The 23,058-nt window shown below is 61.3% G+C and carries 16 protein-coding genes; 9 read left to right on the forward strand and 7 right to left on the reverse strand.

What is annotated here, in order from left to right:
• Nucleotides 1-92: 92 nt before the first annotated feature.
• Nucleotides 93-842 (forward strand): DUF6445 family protein, encoded by a 750-nt coding sequence (locus QB905_RS11560; protein WP_282975177.1) that lies wholly within the window; start codon nt 93-95, stop codon nt 840-842.
• Between the two features lie 59 nt (nt 843-901).
• On the opposite strand, the gene grpE is transcribed toward QB905_RS11560, so the two are convergent.
• Complete coding sequence (gene grpE, locus QB905_RS11565) at nt 902-1,519, reverse strand: nucleotide exchange factor GrpE (RefSeq protein ID WP_461781784.1); 618 nt, start codon at nt 1,517-1,519, stop codon at nt 902-904.
• Nucleotides 1,520-1,588: 69 nt separating this feature from the next.
• A complete protein-coding gene (gene hrcA, locus QB905_RS11570) occupies nt 1,589-2,683 on the reverse strand; it encodes a heat-inducible transcriptional repressor HrcA (RefSeq protein WP_282975178.1) in 1,095 nt (364 codons plus the stop codon).
• A gap of 169 nt (nt 2,684-2,852) precedes the next feature.
• Here hrcA and rph point away from each other — a divergent pair, with 169 nt between their 5' ends.
• The 3 genes from rph to QB905_RS11585 all read left to right on the forward strand — a co-directional run bounded on the left by rph (nt 2,853) and on the right by QB905_RS11585 (nt 5,683).
• Nucleotides 2,853-3,569 (forward strand): ribonuclease PH, encoded by a 717-nt coding sequence (gene rph / locus QB905_RS11575; protein ID WP_282975626.1) that lies wholly within the window; start codon nt 2,853-2,855, stop codon nt 3,567-3,569.
• A gap of 130 nt (nt 3,570-3,699) precedes the next feature.
• Complete coding sequence (locus QB905_RS11580) at nt 3,700-4,950, forward strand: polyhydroxyalkanoate depolymerase (protein WP_282975179.1); 1,251 nt, start codon at nt 3,700-3,702, stop codon at nt 4,948-4,950.
• Nucleotides 4,934-5,683 (forward strand): M48 family metallopeptidase, encoded by a 750-nt coding sequence (locus tag QB905_RS11585; protein ID WP_282975180.1) that lies wholly within the window; start codon nt 4,934-4,936, stop codon nt 5,681-5,683. The genes QB905_RS11580 and QB905_RS11585 overlap by 17 nt, the downstream gene beginning before the upstream one ends.
• 29 nt (nt 5,684-5,712) lie before the next feature.
• Here the strand turns inward: QB905_RS11585 and QB905_RS11590 are convergent, their stop codons facing one another.
• Nucleotides 5,713-7,812 (reverse strand): transglycosylase domain-containing protein, encoded by a 2,100-nt coding sequence (locus tag QB905_RS11590; RefSeq protein WP_282975181.1) that lies wholly within the window; start codon nt 7,810-7,812, stop codon nt 5,713-5,715.
• Between the two features lie 257 nt (nt 7,813-8,069).
• Between QB905_RS11590 and QB905_RS11595 the strand changes: the two genes are divergently transcribed.
• A complete protein-coding gene (locus tag QB905_RS11595; protein ID WP_282975182.1) occupies nt 8,070-9,656 on the forward strand; it encodes a RecQ family ATP-dependent DNA helicase in 1,587 nt (528 codons plus the stop codon).
• Nucleotides 9,657-9,915: 259 nt separating this feature from the next.
• Here QB905_RS11595 and QB905_RS11600 read toward each other — a convergent pair whose 3' ends face one another.
• Complete coding sequence (locus QB905_RS11600) at nt 9,916-10,494, reverse strand: nitroreductase family protein (protein ID WP_282975183.1); 579 nt, start codon at nt 10,492-10,494, stop codon at nt 9,916-9,918.
• Nucleotides 10,495-10,633: 139 nt separating this feature from the next.
• On the opposite strand from QB905_RS11600, the gene QB905_RS11605 reads away from it, so the two are divergent.
• The 3 genes from QB905_RS11605 (at nt 10,634) to QB905_RS11615 (ending at nt 13,207) form a co-directional block, all read left to right on the forward strand.
• Nucleotides 10,634-11,401 (forward strand): dienelactone hydrolase family protein, encoded by a 768-nt coding sequence (locus QB905_RS11605; protein WP_282975184.1) that lies wholly within the window; start codon nt 10,634-10,636, stop codon nt 11,399-11,401.
• Nucleotides 11,402-11,414: 13 nt separating this feature from the next.
• Nucleotides 11,415-12,173, forward strand: a complete 759-nt coding sequence (locus QB905_RS11610; protein WP_282975185.1) for a dienelactone hydrolase family protein — start codon at nt 11,415-11,417, stop codon at nt 12,171-12,173.
• A gap of 91 nt (nt 12,174-12,264) precedes the next feature.
• Nucleotides 12,265-13,207, forward strand: a protein-coding gene (locus QB905_RS11615; protein WP_282975186.1) for an IS630 family transposase whose coding sequence is annotated in 2 segments (ribosomal slippage) — nt 12,265-12,606 and nt 12,608-13,207 — 942 coding nt in all. Because the reading frame shifts where the segments join, the coding sequence is not laid out codon by codon here.
• A 12-nt stretch (nt 13,208-13,219) separates the two neighbouring features.
• On the opposite strand, the gene QB905_RS11620 is transcribed toward QB905_RS11615, so the two are convergent.
• Nucleotides 13,220-16,072: a [protein-PII] uridylyltransferase gene (locus QB905_RS11620; RefSeq protein WP_461781785.1), complete on the reverse strand. Its 2,853-nt coding sequence runs from the start codon at nt 16,070-16,072 to the stop codon at nt 13,220-13,222.
• Nucleotides 16,073-16,087: 15 nt separating this feature from the next.
• Nucleotides 16,088-18,811 carry a DNA mismatch repair protein MutS gene (gene mutS, locus QB905_RS11625; protein ID WP_282975187.1) on the reverse strand — a complete coding sequence of 908 codons (2,724 nt, stop codon included), beginning with the start codon at nt 18,809-18,811 and terminating at the stop codon, nt 16,088-16,090.
• Nucleotides 18,812-19,077: 266 nt separating this feature from the next.
• Between mutS and QB905_RS11630 the strand changes: the two genes are divergently transcribed.
• The gene (locus QB905_RS11630; RefSeq protein WP_282975188.1) at nt 19,078-21,360 is read left to right on the forward strand and encodes an NADP-dependent malic enzyme; all 2,283 of its coding nucleotides are present in this window, start codon (nt 19,078-19,080) and stop codon (nt 21,358-21,360) included.
• Here the strand turns inward: QB905_RS11630 and QB905_RS11635 are convergent.
• Entirely contained in the window at nt 21,330-23,045 is a 1,716-nt protein-coding gene (locus QB905_RS11635; RefSeq protein ID WP_282975189.1) for an AmpG family muropeptide MFS transporter, read from the reverse strand. The genes QB905_RS11630 and QB905_RS11635 overlap by 31 nt on opposite strands.
• Nucleotides 23,046-23,058 lie beyond the last annotated feature (13 nt).

Consider the following 23,058-nt stretch of genomic DNA (forward strand, 5'->3'; position numbering starts at 1 on the left):
CTTTTTTAAGGTTTTATACCAGTCGGCACGGCCATTTCCGGCCTGGGTTTACGGTTTTGTCAGGTCGTAATTCATATTGGGCCATTCATATCGTGGCCAATTCATATTATGCAGGGCCGATGGAAGTTTCGCCCGATCTCAGCCTTAATCCGCGCGCCGATGTCAAGATCCGCGTCCTTGGCCATGAGCGCCAGCCTCTGGTGGTGATCGATCATGCCCTGAGCGCGCCCGGCGACATGGTGGCGCTGGCCGCTCACGCCCCTTTTCGCGCGCCCCAAACCCTCTATCCGGGCCGTCATGCGCCGTCGCCGCCCATCTATACGCAAAACTTAAGCCGGGTTTTACGCCCCCTGCTCGATCAGGTGTTCGGCATCCCCGCCGATATAGCTTTGCGCGCTTCCAGCTTTTTCGCTCTGGCTCAGGCCAGCCCTGTCGATTTGCAGCCCGTGCAAAAGGTGCCGCACCACGATTCCAACAACCCCTTTATGATCGCTATGGTGCACTATCTTTGCCATGACCGGCCAGACGCACCACAAGGCGGCACGGCCTTTTTTCGTCATGCCGCGACCGGCCATGAATATATCGACGAAGCGCGTTTCAGCGCCTATGAGGCTGCCATGCGCGCCGAGCTGCAAGTCCTGCCGCCCACCGGCTATGCCGGGCCGCACAGCGCTCATTACGAGATGATCGACAGTGTGGATTGCGTCTATAACCGCCTGATCCTCTATCGCAGCACCAGCCTGCATTCCGGCCTGCTGGAGGCTTCGACCCTGACCGACGATCCGCTGAGCGGGCGGCTGACGCTCAACACGCTGATCGAGCCCGCGCCAAAACCGGCATAAAAAAGCCTCCGCACATAGCAGAGGCTTTTTCTGGGCAGAGGCTTTTTCTGGATAAGGCTTTACGCCTTGGTGTCGATATTCTCGCCCGTATCTTCTTCGTCATGGGCGTAGCCGTTAGGCTGAGGTGCGGCGCTGGCGACTTTACGCGCCGCCACGGCCACCATAGCCGGACGGATAACGCGGCCAAACAGCTCATAACCGGCCTGCATCACCATAATCACGCCGCCGCCTTCGACATCCTCGGACGGCTGTTCGGTGACGGCCTGATGCAGGTGCGGATCGAACTTGTCGCCCTTCATCGGCGCGATTTTCTTGACGCCATTGCGTTCAAAAGCCCCGGCCAGTTCCTTTTCGGTCATATCGATCCCGGCCAGGAAGTTCTTGAAGGCCGGATCGGCGATTTCAGACGGGGCCGACGACAGGGCGCGTTGCAGAATATCGGCCACGCCCAAAAGATCGCGTGAGAAACGCTGGATGGCGAAGGCGCGCGCATCGTTCATTTCGCGTTCGGCGCGGCGCTTGATGTTTTCGGCCTCGGCGGCATAACGCAGGGCCTGTTCCTTGAGGGCGGCGTTTTCAGCCGACAGCTTTTCCAGCTCGGCATTGAGCAGGGCGTCGGCGTCTTGCTCCAGATCGGGCTGTTCCATATCCGGGGTTTCGGGAGGGGTGTCGCTCATCGTCTCAGTCGTCCTTACAAAATATCTGTCGCGGCAAAATCTCTGTCGCGGAATGTCGGGTCGCCGCGCCTATTCGAGCAGCCGACCCAGAATCCGGGCTGTGTAGTCCACAAGTGGGATAATGCGGGCGTAATTCAACCGGGCTGGCCCGATCACGCCGATCGCGCCCACCACCTTCGCCGCACCCGTCTTGGGTTGCTGCACCATGTAGGGCGCTGCAATAACAGCCGAGCCCGATAAAGAAAACAGTTTCGACTCGGCACCGATGAAAATTCTTACGCCCTGCGCTTCCGTCACATCGCCCAAAAGATCGATCAGCTCTTCTTTTTGTTCGAGATCCTCAAACAGGGAGCGCACGCGCTCCAGATCGTCAAGGCTTTGCGTCGCTTCGAGCAGATTGGCGCGGCCACGCACGATCAGGGCGCGCTTTTCCGGATTGCCGCCCGACCAGACGGCCAGACCGGTTTCGATCAGGGTGGCCGCGGCCTCATCGAGCTTGCGCCGCTCGACCTCCAGCTCCGCCTTCAGTTCGACGCGCGCCTCCGATAGCGTGCGTCCGCGCACATGGCTGTTGAGATAATTTGACGCCTCGGCCAGCACGGAAGGCGTCATGCCCGCCTGCAAGGCCATCAGGCGGTTTTCGACGCGGCCATCATTGAAGACCAGCACGGCCAGCGCCTGTTCCTGACCAAGCGCGATGAATTCGACGTGTTTGACACCCGCCTCGAAAGACGGCGTCATCACCACGCCTGCCCCGCCCGCCAGACCCGACAACAGATGGCTGGCCTCGTGCAAGGCCTGATCGAAGTTTAAGCCCCGCCCGCTTAAGCGACCCTCGATCTCACGCTTGTCGTTTTCGGGCAGGTCGCCGATCTCTAACAGGCCATCGACGAACAGGCGCAGACCCTGATGGGTGGGCAGGCGGCCCGATGAGGTGTGGGGCGCCGATAACAGGCCGAGATGGGCCAGATCCTGCATGGTGTTGCGGATCGAGGCCGGTGACAGATGCACCCCGCCCTTCGAGACGGTGCGCGATCCGACCGGCTCGCCCGTTTCGAGATAGGTTTCGACCACCTGGCGGAAAATATCGCGGGCGCGCGCGTCCATCTCGCTCAAAGAGGCGGCGGAATTGAGCAGGCTGGTTGGGAAGGACGGTGGTTTCATATGCCGCCAACTCTAGCAAATGCGTCCGCCCTTCGCCAAGCGCCGAATAATAATCCTTCCCCTTAAGTGGCTCAAGCTGTTAGGCAGGGGAATATTTCAGGAGCTTCTCATGTCGTCCGATCCGTCCGTTGACACCCATTCTTTAAGTAGCCTGGCTGCGCTCAAGACCTTGCGCCCGTCGGGCCGCAAACCCGACCAGATGCGCGCCGTCAGTCTGGAGGTGGGCGTCACCCGCTATGCCGAGGGTTCGTGCCTTGTTACCTTCGGCCACACCAAGGTACTGGTGACGGCCTCGCTCGAACAGGGCGTGCCGTCGTTTCTCAAGGGCAAGGGGCAGGGCTGGGTGACGGCGGAATACGGCATGTTGCCGCGCTCGACCCATACGCGCTCGCGCCGTGAAGCCGCCGCCGGCAAGCAATCGGGCCGGACGCAGGAAATCCAGCGCCTGATTGGCCGCTCGATGCGCGCCGTGGTTGATCTGAAGGCGCTGGGCGAACGCCAGATTACGCTCGACTGCGACGTTTTGCAGGCCGATGGCGGCACGCGCACCGCCGCCATTACCGGTGCCTGGGTGGCGCTGTCACAGGCCTGCGACAAGCTGGTGAGCGGTAAACTCATCGCCGCCTCGCCGATTATCGATCAGGTGGCGGCGATTTCATGCGGTATTTATGAAAATACGCCGGTGCTCGATCTCGATTATGACGAGGATTCCAGCGCCGACACCGACGCCAATTTCGTCATTACCGGCACCGGCGACGCGGTCGAAATTCAGGCGACGGGCGAAAAGCGCGGCTTTTCACGTCATGAATTCAACACCCTGTTCGATCTGGCCCTGAAAGGCACGGGCGAATTGTTTGCGCTGCAAAAGGCGGCCCTGGGGCGATAAAATGGGCAAAGGCGGCTTGCCGGGCCGTTTATGCTGCATCACAATATAATTGAACCTGTCGTAATCAATTGGCAGCTATCGCATGTTAGTGTTAGCCTGACTGTTAACGGTAACCGAGTTCAAAGCCTTCATGCTCTATTCTCTGCACGAATACGCCTATTATACAGCGGCCCCTTTCCGGGCTATGGCGCAACTCACCCGTGATTTCTGGGGATCAAAGCTCAATCCGGCCGCTGATACGGCGATGGGGCGCAATATCTACGCCTCAGCCGAGCTGTTTTCCAATGTCACCAAACGCTATAACAAGCCGGAATGGGGCATAGATCAGGTCAATATCGGCGGTCACGATATTCGCGTGCGCATTATCGAAGACTGGTCGAGCCCGTGGGTGAAGCTGCTGCGCTTCCAGCGCGATGTCACCGATCTGCGCCGCGCCGGTATCCGCAAGACCCAGCCCGCCGTGCTGATCGTGGCCCCGTTATCGGGCCACTACGCCACGCTTCTGCGCGGCACGGTGCAGGAATTTCTGCTCGATCACGATGTTTATATCACTGACTGGGCCAATGCCCGTCAGGTGCCCGTGCTGGAAGGCCGGTTCGATTTCTACGCCTATATGGATACGATCCGCGATATGCTGACTGCCATCGGCTCGCGCGTCCATGTGGTGGCCGTTTGCCAGCCCGGCCCGCCCGTTCTGGCCACGGCCTGCCTGATGGCCGAAGACAAAGACCCGGTGCGTCCGGCTTCGATGACCTTTATGGGCTCGCCGATCGACGCGCGCTTCAATCCCACCATCACCAATGATCTGGCGCAGGAAAAACCGTTCGCCTGGTTCCGCGCCAATATGGTGCATACCGTGCCGCCGCCCTATCCGGGCGTGGGCCGCCGTGTCTATCCGGGCTTTGTGCAGCTCTATTCCTTCATGAGCATGAACGAGGAGCGCCATACCGACGCCCATTGGGACTATTTCAATTCGCTGGTCGATAATGATGGCGATGGCGCGGCCAAGCATCTGGAATTCTACGACGAATATCTGTCGGTACTCGATCTGAGCGAGGAATTCTATCTGCAAACCATCGATCTGGTCTTCCAGAAATTCGCCCTGCCCAAGGGTGAGCTGGTGCATCATGGCCGCAAGGTCGATACCGCCGCCATTACCGACATCGCCCTGATGACGGTCGAAGGCGAAAAGGACGATATTTCCGGCGTCGGTCAGACGCAGGCGGCGCATAAGATGTGTTCCAATATTCCGGAAACCATGAAGGAACTGTACGTTCAGAAGGGTGCGGGCCATTACGGCGTCTTCAATGGCCGCCGTTTCCGCGAGGAAATCTATCCGCGCATCCGCGATTTCATCGCCCGCCATGACGCGGTCGTTTAGCGAAATTTTCAAGCCCAGAGCGGGGTTTGCGCCCGATCAGGTGATCGATTGCGGCGATTATAACCTGCGCCTGAAGGTCAATCCGCGCGCCCGGCGCATTTCGCTGCGCCTCGACAGCCGCACCGGCGAGGTGGTGGTCACCGCGCCGCGCCCGCGCCTGCTCGGCGATGCCGTGGCGTTCGCACGCAGCCGTCACGACTGGATTTTGAAAACCCGTCGCGCACCGCCACCGGTGCAGAGCTTCGCGCCCGGTCTGCGCCTTGACATCAAGGGGCACAGCGTCGTGCTGGCGGAAAGCGCCGGTGTGATTACGCCGCGCCCGGTGCAGGACGTGGACGGCGGTTGGCGGCTGGTGTCGAGTGGTGACGCCAAAACCTATGCAAAGCGCATCGAACGCTATCTGCGCCAGCAGGCGCTGAAAGCCTTCCAGACGCAAACCGACCTCTATGCCGCCAAACTGGGCGTCAGCGGCGTCAAGGTGACGCTGTTCGACGCCAAGGCGCGCTGGGGCTCCTGCACACCGGGGCGCAAGGCTATCCGCTATAGCTGGCGCGTGATTCTGGCTCCCTATGAGGTGTTGACCTATCTGGCGGCGCACGAGGTGGGCCACCTGAAACATCCCGATCACAGCCCGGCCTTCTGGGCCACGGTAAGCGAGCTTTATGGCGGGGATTACCGTCAGGCTAGACAATGGCTGAAGGAGCAGGGCCACAGCCTGTTTCGCTATATGTAAAAGGCCCCGGCGGAACCGGAGCCTTTTTCTCATTGCGCCTTCTTCTGGGCCTGCGAGAAGATGTCGTCGAGCGACGGGTCGGCGTTCTTGGCAGGCGGTGTTTTATTACTGCTATTGTCGCCCGGATTGGGAATAGGCTGCATGGTGACCACCGGCGGCAAACCATTTTCGTCCGTATTATCATTCGCCGCCTGTGAGGCCTGCACCGCGTCGGCTTGCGAACCGAGCAGATCGCGCAGCGCATCCTCGGCCACCGGATTGAGCGTGCCCGTGGCGGGCGGCCCATCGGGGATCGGCGACACCTGAATGCGTTTGAGCGCCGAGGTCATATAGGCTTTCCAGATGGCGGCGGGCGCCATGCCGCCGGTGATGCCGCGCATGGCCGTATTGTCGTCGCGGCCGACCCAGACTACGGTGACGAAACCGCCCGTATAGCCATCGAACCAGGCGTCATGGAAATCGCTGGTCGTGCCGGTCTTGCCGGCCAGGTCATAGCCGGGAATGGCCGCGCCCGTGCCGGTGCCGCCATGCATGACGGCGCGCAGCATCTGGTTCATCTCCATCAGTGGCGGATTATTGATCACACGCACCCGCCCGCCATCCTCAGCCGGATCGCGGTACTGGTACAGCACCTTGCCGGTGGTGGTGCGGATGCGGACAATGCCGTGCGCTTCGGCGCGATAGCCGCCATTGGAAAACGGGACATAGGCTTGCGCCATCTCAAGCGGCGACGCATCCGATGTGCCGAGCGCCATCGCCGGATCGGTATTGATCGGCGAGGTAATGCCTAAGCGGTGGGCAGTGGCGGCGACGCGACTCTGACCGACATCATTGGCCAGACGCGCCGCCACCGTATTGATCGAATCTTGGAGCGCCGTTTGCAGATCAATCAGCCCCAAATAGTTTCTTTCGTAGTTCTGCGGCGACCAGGTGCCGAGCGTGAAGGGCTCGTCCACCACCGGCGTCGAGGGCTGGTAACCGGCCTCCATCGCTGTCAGATAGACGAACGGTTTGAAGGACGAGCCGGTCTGACGCCTGGCCATCGTGGCGCGGTTATATTGCGAATCGGCATAGGAGACGCCGCCGATCATGGCACGGATGCGGCCCTCGCCATCCACCGACACCAGCGCCGCCTGTTCGACGCCCCTTTTGGCGTAAGCCGGCATAATCGTCTGGACAGCGCGTTCGGCATCGGTCTGGATCGGCAGGTCGAGCGTGGTTTCAACGATAAGATCGTCGGTATTCTTGGGATCGATCAGGCCGCGGATCTGGGTGTCGAGCCAGTCAACGAAATATTGCGCATGGGCCGAGGCGAGGGTTTTCGACACATTGATCGGCGTGTGCAGGGCCTGATCGCGCTGTTCGGGCGTGATCACCCTGGCTTCGACCATTTCATTGAGCACGATCAGGGCGCGTTTGCCGGCGCGTTCCTGATCCGACAGCGGCGAATAGGAGTTGGGTGCCTTCATCAGCCCGGCCAGCATGGCGGCCTCGCCGATGCTCAAATCCTTGGCGGGCTTGTTGAAATAGCGCTGCGAGGCGGCCTCGATGCCGTAGGCGCCCGCGCCGAAATAGACGCGGTTGAGGTAAAGCGCCAGAATCTGCTTCTTGGTATATTTATGCTCCAGCCAGACGGCCAGCATCAGCTCCTGCACCTTGCGCTTGATATTCTGGTTGGATGACAGAAACAGATTGCGCGCAAGCTGCTGGGTGATGGTGGAGCCACCGGCCAGATTGCCGCCCTTCTTGCGGAGGAAGATGTCGTATATCAGGCCGCGTGCCATGCCGATGGGGTCAAAGCCCGGATGGGTGAAGAAGCGCTTGTCCTCGACGGCCACGAAGGCCAGAGGCACATAATCGGGCAGTTTATCAATATCGACGGGCGCCGAGGCCTGCGAGCCGCGCACGGCGATCAACGCGCCCGACCGGTCGAGATAGGTGATGGACGGCTGCTTGTTCACCTTGTCGAGCGTCGAGGTGTCGGGCAGGTCGATGGCCATGAAGCCCAGAAAGGCGACCCCGAAAATCGCCACCCAGATGGTGATGACCGTGCCCCAATATAACAGGGCCTGCAACGGTGTGCGGCGGCCTCTGCCCTTGCCCCCCTGCGGAGCGTTTCCTTTAGCCATGCGTCTTCCTCATATCAGAACCGTCAGCGACCGGTTCTTGCGTCGCGCCTCGACCTGCCCTCTATAGCCAATCCGCGCAGCCGTGTCGCGTGAAAGATATTTGAGATATTAAGCAGCTCAAGCGCCGCATGGCTCCTCGCAAAAGCTCGGGCGGCCAGTCGGCCTTGCCAACTTGTAATTACAAGTTGGAATTACCTGTCTCTTTTGGTCAAAATAAGGGTTAACAGCGCAGGCGAAGCGCCTTAGGGCAGAGGGACATGCCCGATCTGCTCGAAATCCCGACGGCCAACGCCTCTGCCCGCCATGATATGGCGGCGGCGGAAGAGATTCTGCGCCGGGTCTTCGGCTATGCCGATTTTCGCGGCAAACAGGCGCAGGTGCTGGAATCTGTTCTGGCCGGGCGCGATACGCTGGCCGTTCTGCCGACCGGCGGCGGCAAGAGCCTGTGCTATCAGATACCGGCCCTTCTGCCGAAAAATGGCCCGTCAGGTCTTGTTCTGGTCATTTCGCCACTGATCGCCCTGATGAGCGATCAGGTGGCGGCGCTGAAAAGCCGTGGCGTACGCGCCGAACGCTTTGACTCATCACAATCGGGTGAGGCGCGCTCGCAAATCTGGGACGAGGCCCGTTCCGGCGCGCTTGACCTGCTCTATCTCTCGCCCGAAGCCCTGATGCAGGGCTTTGTCCTCGACCGGCTGGTCAAGCTGAAGCCGCGCCTAATCGCCATCGACGAGGCGCACTGCGTCAGCCAGTGGGGCCATGATTTCCGCCCGGAATACCGCGCGCTGGGCCAGCTCAAGGCGCTTTTGCCCGGCACGCCGACACTGGCCCTGACCGCCACCGCCGACGCCCATACCCGCGCCGACATCAAGACGGCGCTCAATATCCCTGATGCGGTCGAGATCGTGGCCGGTTTCGACCGCCCCAACCTGTCCCTGCGCTTCGTGCGCCGCAAGGGCCCGGTGCTCAAGGCTATCGCCGACATATTACGCCGCCAGAAAAACACTTCGGGCATCATCTATTGCGGCTCGCGCGACGGCACGGAAAAACTGGCCATCGCCCTGGCCAGGGAGGGCCATGTCACCGCCGCCTATCATGCCGGACTGTCCCCCGCCGTGCGCGAACGCAACCTGACCGCCTTCATGAAGGGCGAGGTGCGCATCATGGTGGCCACCATCGCCTTTGGCATGGGCATCAATAAGGCCGATGTGCGCTTCGTCATCCATGCCGATCCGCCATCCTCGATGGAGGCCTACTGGCAGGAGGTGGGCCGCGCCGGACGTGACGGCCTGCCCGCGTCCGGCATCTGTTTTCATGGCTCCGGCGATCTCGGCTGGGCCGTCAGGCGGCTGGCTTTGCGCGAAGAGGCGGGCGCTTCCGATCAGGAGGTGCAAAAGCAGAAGGCGCGTGATTTCTTCGCCTTCATTCTCGGCCATGACTGCCGTAAACAGGCCGTGCGGCGCTATTTCGGCGAAGACGCCGGTGAGGCCTGCCGCACCTGCGATACCTGTTTGTCACGCGGGCCGGTCAGGGACATTACCGAAGCCGCCCAGATGCTGATGTCGGCGCTGTACCGGCTGAATGGCCCGCGCGGCCGCAAGAAACTGATCGACCATGTGCTGGGCAAGTCCGACAAGCCCGACTATACGACACGTATGCCCACCTTCGGCGTGGCGAAAGGTCAGGATGCAACGGTGCTGGCCCATGCGCTCGACCAGTGCGAAGCCACAGGCCTGATTGAGGAAAGCCTCTATGACGGACGGATGCCGATTGTCGGCCTGCGTGACGCCGATGGCGTGCGCCGCCTGTTCAAGGGCGAGATGCGCTTTGCGATGAAGGTGTGAGCCGGTAAGGCTTAAGGCAGTGTTTTAGGCTGAAAAGCAAAGAAGATTTAAACCACGGAAACCACGGATCGCCGCTTTGCGGCGTCACGGAGAGATAGTGAAATCCGGATGGCGGCAAGCAATTTCTCTTTCTTATCTGTGTCATGGCCAAAGGCCATGATCCGTGTTTTGCGTGGTTAAATCCTGTTTTTCTCCTTCAAAGCGTGAAACGCCCACGAACATCTGTGTGTATCTGTGGATGCGCTCCCTAAACCCACCCTCAGCCGCCGTAATGGCCCTTGAAGACGAGACTGGACAAGGGCTGACGATCAGACGGCAGTTCGCGTTCGCGCAAGCCTTCCGGCAGGCTTTGCGGATCGCCGCGATAACCGATGGCGACGGCGGCCTCGATCCTGACATTATCGGGCAGGCCCAGCACCAGCGGGGCCTTTTCGAAATCAATGCCATACATGCCGTGCGTGATCAGGCCCTGGCTATGCGCCTGCAAGGCCAGAGACATCCACGCTGCGCCCGTATCGAAGCTGCCGGTCGGCACCGGGCGTTCGCCGTCGAATGAGGTGATTGAGGTCAGGAACACAAGCGCGGCGGCATCCTTGGCCCAGCCTTCGTTGAACGGCACGAGCAGGCTTAACAGGGTGGCAAATTCCGGCTCGCCCTTCAGCCCGTAGATAAAGCGCCACGGCTGGAGATTGGAGGCCGACGGCGCGAAACGCGCTGCTTCGAGCACGGTCAGGAGTTCGCGTTCGCTGACCGGCTTATCCAGAAAAGCGCGTGGCGACCAGCGTTCGAGGAATTGCGGCTGAACAGGCAGATCGGAATGGCGAAGCGGCTGGGTCATGACGGAAAGCTTTCTTAAATAGGCGCTGCAACAGGAAAGACTGGCTTTGGCGGGCGAATTCTGATCCACACAAGGGGAGTGTGAACTAAATCCGTAACTAACATTGTGTCGGTTACATATTAAGTCAAGAGGCGCGCGCGTGCTCGATAGCCTTGCCCACAGATTTTCGATGCTGGAGCCCGCCATCCGGGCCTATGGCCCTGACGATGACCAGCCGCGACCGGCGGTTTTGCTGTTTCATGCCTGCAATGGCGTGCGCGAGCATATTCATGCCTATGCCATGCAGGCGGCGGCGCTCGGCTATCGCGCCTATGTCGTTGATTCGTTCGGGCCGCGCGGCTGGGACCATCAGGCAGCGATGAATCTGGTTTGCACGGGGCTGGCCCTGCATGGCTATGAGCGTTCCGGCGATGTGCTGGCCGCCCTGTGGGGGCTGGGGCAAAGGCCTGAGGTCGATGCAGGCCGTCTGGTGGTGGCCGGCTGGAGTCACGGCGGCTGGGCGATCATGGATCTGATGACCGAGCGCCTGACACGCGAAGGCGAGGCGCGCCTGAAAGACCCGACGCCCGAAGCCATGCAGGGCGTCAAGGGTGTGTTTCTCGTCTATCCCTATATCAATTTTCCGGCGCGCAGTAACAGCCACGCCTGGGTGCATCGCCCGAAGACACTGGCCATACTGGCGCGGCAGGACTTCCTGACCGGCCACAGCCACGCCGAACATATCCTTAACCATCTGCGCAGCGAGGGCGTGCCGGTCGAGATGCAGGTGATGGAGGCGACCCATTGTTTCGATGAGGATTCCGCGCTTCATTTCGGGCCGCTGATGGCCTATGATCGACCCAGCCATACTGCCACCGAAGCCGCTTTTGCGGGCTTCTTAGCGGAGGTTCTGGGGGCGGAGACTTAAGGGGGTCTGATCAATGGATACGATGGCGCAGCGCTATGCCCGGCTGGCCCCCTTCATGCGCTGGTATGGCCCTGATGATGACAAGCCGCGCCCCGTCATCGTCTTTTTCCACGGCTGCGGGGGCTTACGTCCACACGTTACCCATTATGCCGAAGCCGCCGCCAGAACCGGTATTCGCGCCCTTGTCGTCGATTCGTTCGGCCCGCGCGGCTGGGATCGCAATTTCGCCGTCAGTCTGGTCTGTTCAGGGGCAGTGTTTCAGGGTTATGAACGCGCTGGCGATGTGTTGAGCGTTTTGTGGGGCCTAAAGCAGGAAGGCCGCATCTCCGAGGTCATGCTGGCCGGTTTCAGCCACGGCGGCTGGGCGATCATGGACCTGATGACCGATCCGCTCACGCGCCCCGGCGCGGTCAAGATCGCCGATCCCGATGCAGGCCTGGCCGATGCGGTGCGCGCCCTCTTCCTCGTCTATCCCTATATCAATTTTCCGGCGCGCAGCTCATCGCACAACTGGGTGCGCAAACCGGAAACCTTCGCGGTTCTGGCCAGCAAGGACCACCTGACGCCGATCCGCCATTCGCGCAAGGTCTTCATGCGGCTTGAAGAAGACGGCCTGCCGGTGGAAACGCTCGAACTCAATGCCACCCATGCCTTTGACGAAGAAGACAATAAGGGCATAGTCATGCGCTATGATCCTGTGGCGGTGGCCGCCTCCATCGCCGCCATGCAGGGCTTTATCGAGCAGGTATTCGGCGCGAAAGTTCTTCTTTAGAGCGTTCCGCGATTAGGTTGAATCGCGGGGGATTCCCAAATCGGTCGAATAATGATTCAAGATAGGGGCCGGATTTAGGAGGCCGGTTCCGATGGCGAAGGCTTATTCTCAGGATTTGCGTGACCGTGTAATCAACGCAGTTTTGCATAAAGGTTTGAGCCGGCGTGCCGCCGCCCGGCATTTTGGCGTGAGTGACGCTTCGGCTGTTAAATGGTTGCAGCGTTATGAGCGTTTGGCTGACCGTCGCCCTGCTGGCACGGGCGGGCACCGTCCCTCGAAGGTAAAGCCGGAACGTGTCTGGCTTTTGCGCCGGATCGACGAGGTGGCTGACCTTACCTTACAGGCGCTGTGCGACCAGCTTTTGGCCGAGCGCGGCGTGAAGGTGGACACCGGTATGCTGTCGCGTTTCTTTCGTGAAGAAGGGATCAGCTTCAAAAAAAAGCGTGCTGCCCAGCGAGCAGGATCGGCCGGATGTGGCGCGCAAACGGGAACGTTGGCGCAAGTATCAGAACCGGCTTGATCCCAGGCGGCTTGTCTTCATCGATGAAACCTGGGCCAAGACCAACATGACCCGCACCCACGGCCGATGCCGCAAAGGTCGGCGGCTACGGGCCAAAGCGCCCTTCGGTCACTGGAAAACCACCACTTTCCTTGCCGCCTTGCGCCACGACCGCATCGACGCACCTTTCGTCGTCGATGGCGCCATCAATGGCGACATCTTCAAAGCCTATGTCGAGCAGGTTTTGATCCCGACGCTTTCACCTGGTGACATTGTTATCCTCGACAATCTGGGAAGCCATAAAGGCAAGGCGGTGCGAAGCGCCTTCCGCAAGGCCAAAGTCCACCTGCTGTTCCTGCCGCCTTACTCGCCTGATCTCAACCCTATCGAACAGGTCTTCGCCAAGCTCAAAACCCTCTTGCGAAAAGCCGCCGAACGCACGGTCGAAACACTGTGGAACAGGATCGGCAAGTTGCTCGACCTCTTCTCTCAACAAGAATGTGCGAATTATCTCAGAAACTCAGGGTATGCGTAAACCGAGTCTAGCTTAACGCGCCGTTGAGGCGCGGGCGCGGGCCAGATTGCGCTTTGAAGCCACGGCGGGCAGGTCGAGTACGGTCAGAACAGCCTTTTTCAGCGCCTGCTTCTGGCTGCCGGAAAGCTGTGTCTTGCGGAAATGATCGGTGATGTAGAAGGCATCGACGGCGCGCTCGCCATAACAGTCGATATGGGCCGAGGCAATGTCGAGATGCGCTTTGGAAATGACCGACACGATGTCGGCCAGCAGGCCGGGGCGGTCGCGGCCTGACACTTCGAGAATAGTGGCTTCGGGATTGGCGTCGTCGTCAAAGGCGACGGTGGGGGCGATGGCGAAGGCGGCCGTGCGCTGGGCCAGCGGCGACGACCAGCGCACGGCGGCAGGCAGATGACCCAGCGCTGCGGCTTCAAGCTGCGCCTCGGCCTCCTTCATGCGCACCGGATTATCATGGCCGAACGGATCGCCCTGCGCATCCTGCACATAGAAGACATCGAGCGCCTGACCGGTCTTGGAGGTGAAGACCTGCGCCCCCACCACATTGCCGCCGAGATTGGCGAAGGCGCGCGACAGATCGGCGAACAGGCCGGGCCGGTCGGTTGCCGAAATCGAAAAGGCGGTGGCGTGGCGCTGGTCTTCGATGCGCGAGCGCACAGCCGGTTCGGAATCGAAGGTGGACCAGACAAGCGCCGCATGATCCTTGATCTCGTCGGTGGTGAAGGCGAACAGATAGCTTTCGTCCATCGTTTCCAGCCAGGCCGTCATATCGGGATTGTCTTCGCTCAACGTGGCGCGGCGGCGGGCGGCGCGGGCATTCAGGCCTTCGCGCACGCTGTCAGCAGCATTGGCGGCGGCATTGGGGCCGCGTCCGCCGCGGAAGGCGTTTTCAGTGGCGGCGAACAGTTCGCGCATCAACTGGCCCTTCCAGCCGTTCCACACGCCGGGGCCGACGGCGCGAATATCGGCCACGGTCAGGATCAGCAGCAGGCGCAGGCGCTCCGGCGTTTCGACGATGCGCGCAAAGGCCGCCACGGTTTCAGGGTCGGAGACGTCGCGTTTCTGGGCATAGTCGCTGAACACCAGATGGTGGCGCACCAGCCAGGCCACCTGATCGGTTTTCCAGTCTTCCAGCCCCAGCCGCGCACAGGCCTTGCGCGCGGCGCGTTCACCGGCGATTTCCTGACCGTCCTCGCCGCCCTTGCCGGTATCGTGGAGCAGCATGGCCAGATAGAGGCTTTCCTTATCGACCAGTTGCGGCATGATCGATGTGGACAGCGGATGGTCGTCCTTGTAGCGGCCCGTATCGACGCCGTGGATGATGTCGATGGCGCGCAGCGTGTGCTCGTCCACCGTATAGGCGTGGTACATATTGAACTGGGTCTGGGCGATGATACGACCGAATTCGGGGATATAGCGGCCGAGAAGCCCGGTTTCGGCCATCAGGCTCAAGGTTCGGTAGGGGTTTTTACCGCGCACCAGCAGATCGAGAAACAAACGCGCCGCTTTCGGATTGCGGCGCAGCGACGGCGTGATCAGATCGAGATTGCGCGTAATGGCGGTGAAGGCGTCAGGATGCAGGTCAAGCTCCAGCCGGTCGGCCATCTTGAACAGCAAAAACATGGCGACCGGCGAGTCATTGAAAACATCAGCCGACTGGATATTGAGGCGGCCATTGGTGACGACAAAACCCGGATGATCGGCGCGCGTCAGGTTCATCAGCCCGGACTGGATCAGGCCGGACAGGCGGGCCAGCGGCTTGGCCTGCTGGGTTTCCAGCTTGGTGCAGAAGGTGCGGGTCAGCGCCCCCACCTCCTTGGCGGTGATGAAATAACGGCGCATGAAACGCTCGACATTCGGTTCGCCGTCGCGGTCGATAAAGCCCATGCGGCGGGCGATTTCCGGCTGAAGATCAAACGACAGACGTTCTTCGGCGCGCCCCGACACGATGTGCATCAGGATGCGCACCTTCCACAAAAAGTCGAAGGCGCGTTTGAAAATGGCGCGTTCCTTGTCGGTCAGGATCGGGTCGAGCGCCCCCTTCGCGGTGCCGCCCGACATATATTTGGCGATCCAGTAGAGGGTGTGCAGATCACGCAAGCCCCCCTTGCCTTCCTTGATATTGGGCTCGACCACAAAGCGCGTGGTGCCGGACTTGACATGGCGCAGATCGCGCTCTTCCAGCTTGGCGGCGACGAAATCGAAGGTGCTGGATTTAAGGCTATCGCGGCTGAGCTTGTCGTCCAGTTCCTGCGCCAGTCCCTTGTCACCGGCGATGCGGCGATGTTCTAAGATCGCCGTCATGATGGTGTGGTCGCCCCTGGCATATTTCAGGGTTTCATCGACCGTGCGCGAAGAATGGCCCACCTTCAGGCCCATATCCCACAGGGCGTAGAGGATGAATTCGATCACCGATTCGGAGTGCGGCGTCTCTTTCCAGGCGCGCAGGAACAAAAGGTCGAGATCGGAAAAGGGGGCCAGTTCGCCACGGCCATAGCCGCCGACGGCCAGCAGGGTCAGGCGTTCGCCTTCGGTCGGGTTGCGGGCGCGATAGACATGGGTGAGCGTAAAGTCCCACAGGGCCGATACGATGTCATCGGCGCAACGGGCCAGGGCGCGCGCCGTTGACTGGCCGCCCTTGTGATCGTCCAGCCGCTCGAAAAGCGCGGCGCGCGCCGCATCCCAGGCCCCTTTCAGAATGGTGACGGCACGCTGGCGCAGGTCGAGCGTGTCGCCGTTCGACTCTTCATAGGCGCTCGTCAGGGCCTGTCGCAGATGCGCGCCGTCGATACGGTAAGCCGGGGCAGCCGCCACGGCCACCGGGGAGGGCAGATGGGGTTCGGTGAGCATGGGGAGGGGATCGCTCATGATACGCTTAAAACTTCAACCCCCGTCTTTAATCAGATTGTGTAAATTATAGATGATTTCAAGGGCCTCTTTCGGGCTTAAATCGTCGGGATTCAGGTCTTTTATAAGCTTTTCAGCCTTTGACGGCTCGTGGCGGACAGGCACCATCGTGCGCGTTTGCGAAAACAGGGGCAGGTCATCAAGCCGCAGCTCGGTGTGATTGTCCGCTTCCAGCCGGTGCAGAATATCATGGGCGCGCGCCACCACATGGCCGGGCATACCGGCCAGACGCGCCACCTGCACGCCATAGGAGCGATCCGCCGCCCCCTTTTGCGCCTCGTGCAGAAAGATCAGCTCGCCCTGATGCTCGTGCGCCGTCATCGACAGATTGCTGACGTGGCCCAGCCTCTGTTCGAGGTCGGATAGTTCGTGATAGTGGGTGGCGAACAGGGTGCGCGCCTTCGTGACATCATGCAGATGTTCGGTGCAGGCCCAGGCGATGGCCAGACCATCATAGGTGGCCGTGCCGCGCCCGATCTCGTCGAGCACCACAAACGAACGCTCGGTGGCCTGGGTGAGGATGGCGGCGGTTTCAACCATCTCCATCATGAAGGTGGAGCGTCCTTGCGCCAGATCATCACCGGCGCCGACGCGCGAAAACAAACGGTCCACGACGCCTAAGTGCATCGAACGCGCCGGTACGAACAGGCCCGCCTGTGCCATGATGATCAGCAGCGCATTTTGCCGTAGATAGGTCGATTTACCGGCCATGTTGGGGCCGGTCACCAGCGACAGGCGCGGGGCGGTTTCGCCTGAGGCGTCAAGCTCGACATCATTGGGCGTAAACGGCGCGCCTTTGGCTTTCAGGGCGGCGGCGACGACCGGATGGCGGCCCCGACAGATTTCTAGTTTTGTAGAATCGTCGATGACCGGCCTTGCCGCGTCCTGATCCTCGGCCCAGTGGGCATTGCCGCAGGCCACATCGAGCGCACAGATGGCGTCGTGCGCCGCCTGAATCTCGACGGCGTGACGGCGCACCTCTTCGCGCAGGCTTTCAAACAGTTCCTGCTCCAGCGCCAGACCTTGCGTGGCGGCGCGTTGAATCCGGCCATCCAGATCGACCAGTTCGGTGGTGACAAAGCGCACCTGACTGGCCAGCGACTGGCGGTGGATGAACTGTTTTTCGCTATCCTGCGCGATGAGCTGTTCGGCCAGTTTCTGCGACAGCTCGATGAAATAGCCGAGCACATTATTGAACTTGATGCGGATGGCGATGCCGGTTTCACGGGCCAGCCTCTGCTCCAGCGCCAGAACGATCTGGCGGCTGTCGTCGCGCAAAGACCGCACCTCATCAAGCCCGTCATGGAAGCCCTGGCGGATGAAGCCGCCCTCGCGCAAACCGAGCGGCGGTTCGTCGATCAGGGCGCGACTCAGCCGGTCGCGCAGGGCACCCACCGGCAGGGAGGGGGTCAGGGCCGCGATCATGGCGTCGATGTCGGCGGGTGCGCCGCTCAATTGACTGTCGGGCGCATGGCGGGCGTCATTGAGGCATGAGGCCAGGGCTTCGCCGGTATCGAGCGCGTCGCGGATCATGGTCAGGTCGCGCGGCCCGCCCCGGCCCAGCGACAGGCGCGACAGGGCGCGCGCCTGATCCGACAGGGCGCGCATGAGCTGGCGCAAGTTTGTGCGCAGCTCGCGGCGATCCTTCAGCCATGCCACCGTATCGAGGCGCGCATTTATATCTTCGGGGCGCAACAGGGGCCGCGCCAGCCGCGCCTGCAACAGGCGGCTGCCGCCGGAGGTGACGGTGGCATCGATTACCGAGATCAGGCTGCCATCGCGCTTACCGTTCTGGGTGCGGTCGATTTCCAGCGAATGGCGCGTGGCGGCGTCAATCGACATGAAATTGTGCGAAATCACCCGCGCGGGAGGCTTCAGCACCGGCCTTTTGCCCGCCTGGGTCAGGTCGATATAGGCGGCCAGCATACCGAGCGCCGAGATTTCCGCCGCATCGAAGCCGCCGAAGCCATCGAGCGTCTGGACGCCATACAGGCGGCACAGACGCGCCTCGCCCGCTGCTGGATCGCTGAGCGAGGGGGCCTGTGGCTGGATCACCCCGCCATAAAGCTTGATCAGGCCGTACAGATCTTCGTCTTGCAGGATGCGGTCGGCCACCAGACATTCCGAAGGCCGCAGGGCCGAAAGCTGCGCGCCGAGCTGATCGGCCTCGATGCCCGCCACCTCGACCTCGCCGGTGGACAGCTCGACCATGGCCAGCGCCATCATCCCGCCGCGCGAACTGATGGCGACAAGCCGATTGGCGCCTTTTTCCTCCAGAAGCGTATCTTCGGTCAGCGTGCCGGGGGTGACGACGCGCACAATGCCGCGCCGCACCACGGCCTTGGAGCCGCGCTTTTTGGCTTCGGCGGGGTCTTCGAGCTGATCGCAGACAGCGACGCGAAAACCCTGACGGATCAGCTTGGCGATATAGGCATCGGCGGCGTGGGCGGGTACGCCAGCCAGCGGAATATCCTGATCCTTGAACTTGCCGCGTTTGGTCAGGGCCAGTGACAGGGCGCTGGCCGCCGTGACCGCGTCCTCGAAAAACAGTTCGTAAAAATCGCCCATGCGGAAAAACAGGATCGCATCGGGATATTGCGCCTTGGTCGTCAGATACTGGGCCATGACGGGCGTGGCACCCTCAAGGTCAAGTGAGGGATCGAAGGTGGCTTTTTCGGGCGTTGGCGAAGCAGAATCCATATCGGCACGTTAACCTGTGTTAATCCGTCCGCAAAGAGGGGCGTGCGGTAAATTGCGTTTACCTGTGCAAATCGGGCGCAAACGCTTATGGCGCAGCCTTATGCGGACGGCAGTGTTTTGAAACCTGCATCAAAGAAACGTTTTGTAAGATTTAGTGGGTTTATAAGCTATTGATCTTGTTATAAGACTCGCCACAAACACGACAATAATTATCATACAAATGCCCGCCCGTCGCTTGTCCCGACCGGGCACAAGAGTTCAAGCCAATGTCCAGCGAAAAACAGACCTTCAGCGACGACGAAGCCCTTCAGCTTCACCAGTATCCGCAGCCGGGCAAGATCGCCCTCATGGCCACCAAGCCGATGGCGACGCAGCGCGATCTGGCGCTGGCCTATTCGCCGGGCGTGGCCGTGCCGGTGCGGCGCATCGCGGAAAACCCCGAAACCGCCTATGACTATACGGCCAAAGGCAATATGGTGGCGGTGATCACCAATGGCACGGCGATTCTGGGGCTGGGCAATCTGGGAGCGCTGGCCTCCAAGCCGGTGATGGAAGGCAAGTCGGTGCTGTTCAAGCGCTTTGCCGACATCGATTCGTTCGACATCGAGGTCGAGACGCAAGACCCCGACGAATTCATCACCGTGGTGAAAAACATTACCGGCGCTTTCGGCGGCATCAATCTCGAAGACATTAAAAGCCCTGAGTGCTTCATCATCGAATCGGCCTTGCAGGACATGGCCGATATTCCGGTCTTCCACGATGACCAGCACGGCACGGCCATCATCTGTGCGGCGGGCCTGATCAATGCGCTGGAAGTGACCGGCAAACATATCGAAGACATCAAGGTGGTCTTATGCGGCGCGGGTGCGGCGGGGCTGTCGTCTCTGTCGCTCGTCAAAGCGCTGGGCGTGCGTAAGGAAAACACCGTTGTCGTCGATATTCACGGCGTGGCCTATCAGGGCCGCACCATCGACATGGACCAATGGAAGGCGGCGCACGTCACCGATACGCAGAAGCGCACCTTGGCCGAAGCAATGGTTGGCGCCGATGTCTTCTTAGGCATGTCGGCCAAGGGCGTGCTGACGCCTGAGATGGTGGCCACGATGGCGCCCAATCCGATCATCTTCGCCATGGCCAATCCCGACCCGGAAATCGCGCCGGAAGAGGTGGCGCGCGTGCGCTCCGACGCCATCGTGGCCACCGGTCGTTCGGACTATCCTAATCAGGTCAATAATGTCCTGTGCTTTCCCTATATCTTCCGGGGCGCGCTCGATGTGCGGGCGCGGCGCGTCAATGACGAGATGAAGATTGCCGCCGCCCGCGCCCTGGCGCAACTGGCCCGCGAAGACGTACCCGATGAAGTGGCCGCCGCCTATCAGGGTCGCCAGCTCAAATTCGGCAAGGACTATATCATTCCCTCGCCCTTCGACCCGCGCCTGATCTGGTACGTGCCGCCCTTCGTGGCGCAGGCCGCTATGGACACAGGCGTGGCGCGTAAGCCCATCGAGGACATGGACGCCTATCGCAAGCGGCTGGAGCAGCGGCTTGATCCGTCGGCCAGCTTCCTGCAATCGATCACCTCGTCGGTGCGGTCGCGCCAACCGAAACGCATCGTCTTTGCCGAGGGCGAGGACATTCGCGTCATCCGCGCCGCCCACGCCTTCAAGCTGCAAGGGCTGGGCACGCCGATCCTGTGTGGCCGCGCCAATCTGGTTGAGGCCAATATGCGCGCCGCCGGTATCGATCCGGCAGAAGAGGGCATCGAGATCATCAATGCCCGGCTGTCGCACCGCAATGCCGCCTATTCGCAACTGCTGTATGCGCGCCTGCAACGCCACGGCTATCTGAAGCGCGATGTTGATCGCCTGATCTATCAGGATCGCAACTCGTTTGCCGCCGCCATGCTGGTGTCGGGCCATGCCGACGGCATGGTGACGGGCGTGACGCGCGCCTTCGATCAGGCCCTGACCGACGTGCTGCGCGTCGTCGATCCTGCGCCCGATGGCCGCATTATGGGGCTGTCGGTGGTGCTGGCCAAGGGGCGTACCGTCTTTATCGCCGATACCACCGTGGCCGAAACGCCGTCGCCGGAAGAACTGGGCGACATTGCCGTGGAAGCCGCGATGGCGGTGCGGGCGATGGGCCATACACCGCGCGTCGCCTTTATGAGCTATTCGACCTTCGGCAATCCGTCGGGCGAACGTTCGGCGCGCGTCAAGCAGGCCGTGGCCCTGCTGGAACAGCGCGGCGTTGATTTTGAATTCGAGGGCGAGATGCCGCCCGATGTGGCGCTTAATCCCGAACGCTGGGAAAACTATCCGTTCCAGCGCCTGACCGCGCCCGCCAATGTGCTGGTCATGCCCGCCATCCAGTCGGCGTCGATCTCGACCAAGCTGGTCGAAGCCTTAGGCGGCGCGACCGTGGTCGGGCCCTTGTTGCTGGGCCTGTCGAAGCCGGTGCAGATCTGTCAGTTGTCGGATTCGGTGACCAAGATCCTGACCATGGCGACCTTTGCCGCCTATGATGTGCGCGCCACATCACGCGCCTGATCTTCGGGCGGTATTGTGGGTTTGCGCCTGAAATAAAGCCAGACGCTCATCAGGATCGAAATGAAGCCGATCACGATGGTATAGGCGAAAAAGGTGAAATAGCCTGCGCCCAGCGCCGCCGGGCTGACGCCCAGCCTGAGGGCGGGCAGCACGTAGGAATCCGCGCTCAAATGCCCCATCAGGCCGGTGAACAGCGACGCCACGCCGCCCTGGTGCGCGGCCTTGGCCGAAGCCTCGACGATGCGGCCTGATTGCGAGGCCACCAGCTTGCCCAGCACCGAATAGAGGCTGGAAAACAACGCATATTGCGAGGCGGTGAAGGCCGAAGAGGTCAGGGACGACATATAGGCGATCAGCACCGTGCCGGAAATGCCGGCTGAGATATTGTCCAGGGCCATGGCGATGGCGAAGACCTTCACATCATGTCCGGCGCAGGCCAGCCACATGAAACCGGCATGGCTGAGCGGGCCGACCACAGCCCCGATGACCAGCGATTTCATCAGGCCGAAGCGGGCAATGATCCAGCTCGCCAGGCCTAAGCCGAGCATCGACATGGCCACGCCCCACACCTTGCGCATCCCGGCAATCATGTCGAGGCTGAAGCCGAGATCGACATAGAAGGGGTTCATGATATTGAGGATGAATTCGCTGACGCGATAGACGAGGATCAGGGACAGGATGAAGGCCGCCCAGTTTTCATAGCGGCTGAAAAAATCGGCCACCGGCGCCACGAAGGCGCCCTTGAAATAGGCGCCGGGTCTGGTGGCCCAGGGCAGGGGCAGGCAGCAGGCGCCCAGCACGGCAAAGCCTAACAGAAAAGCCGGAATTTGCAGGAAAACACCGCTGGTCTTCGCCGTCCATACCGCTTTCAGGGCGTCCTGAGCATGGGCGCTTAAGCCGACGAGGCCGAGCAGAAAATCGAGCACATCGACATTGCCGGTCAGGCCGCAGCCCATGATGATGGCGGCCAGCACGATCAGCACGCCGCGCGCCATCCATTCCAGCCCCTCCAGCCAGGGCTGCGATGGCAGGCCGTCCATGTGGATCGGGCGGATGGTGTGCGCCTTTTCGCGTGGAGCCAGCAAAACGGCGGCGATGCCGACCGCCATGAAACCGGCCATGATCGCATAGGCGGCGTTCCAGCCGAGCGGCCCGGCCAGCACCAGCGGCAGGACGCCCGCCAGAATGAGGGCGATGCGATAACCCCATTGATAGCAGGACGCCATCAGGCCTTGCAGCTTTTCCTCGACCGCCTCGATACGCCAGGCATCCATCACGATGTCCTGGGTGGCGGCCACGAAGCCGGTCAGAGAGGCGATAATGGCCATCAGGATAATGCCGTGTTCGGGGTGGCTGGTCGAAATAGCCAGCAGGCCCGCCACCAGCAGAATCTGAATCAGCAACAGCCAGCCTCGGCGATGGCCGAAGGTTTGGGTCAAGAAGGGCAGGTTCAGACGGTCGATCACCGGTGCCCACATGAATTTCAGCGTATAGCTGAAGGTGGTGAACAGGAAGAAATAGCCAATATCGGCCAGCGACACACCGGCCTGACGCAGCCAGACGCTGGCCGTGTCATAGATCAAAAGATAGGGCAGGCCGGATGAGAAGCCGAGCGCCAGCATGACCGCCGCCGGCCACAGATTGCGCCTCAGGGTTTCGCGTCTTTCCGCCTTGCTTTCGACCATGTCCGCCTCCGTA

Source organism: Asticcacaulis sp. EMRT-3, from assembly GCF_030027245.1.
GTDB lineage: Bacteria > Pseudomonadota > Alphaproteobacteria > Caulobacterales > Caulobacteraceae > Asticcacaulis.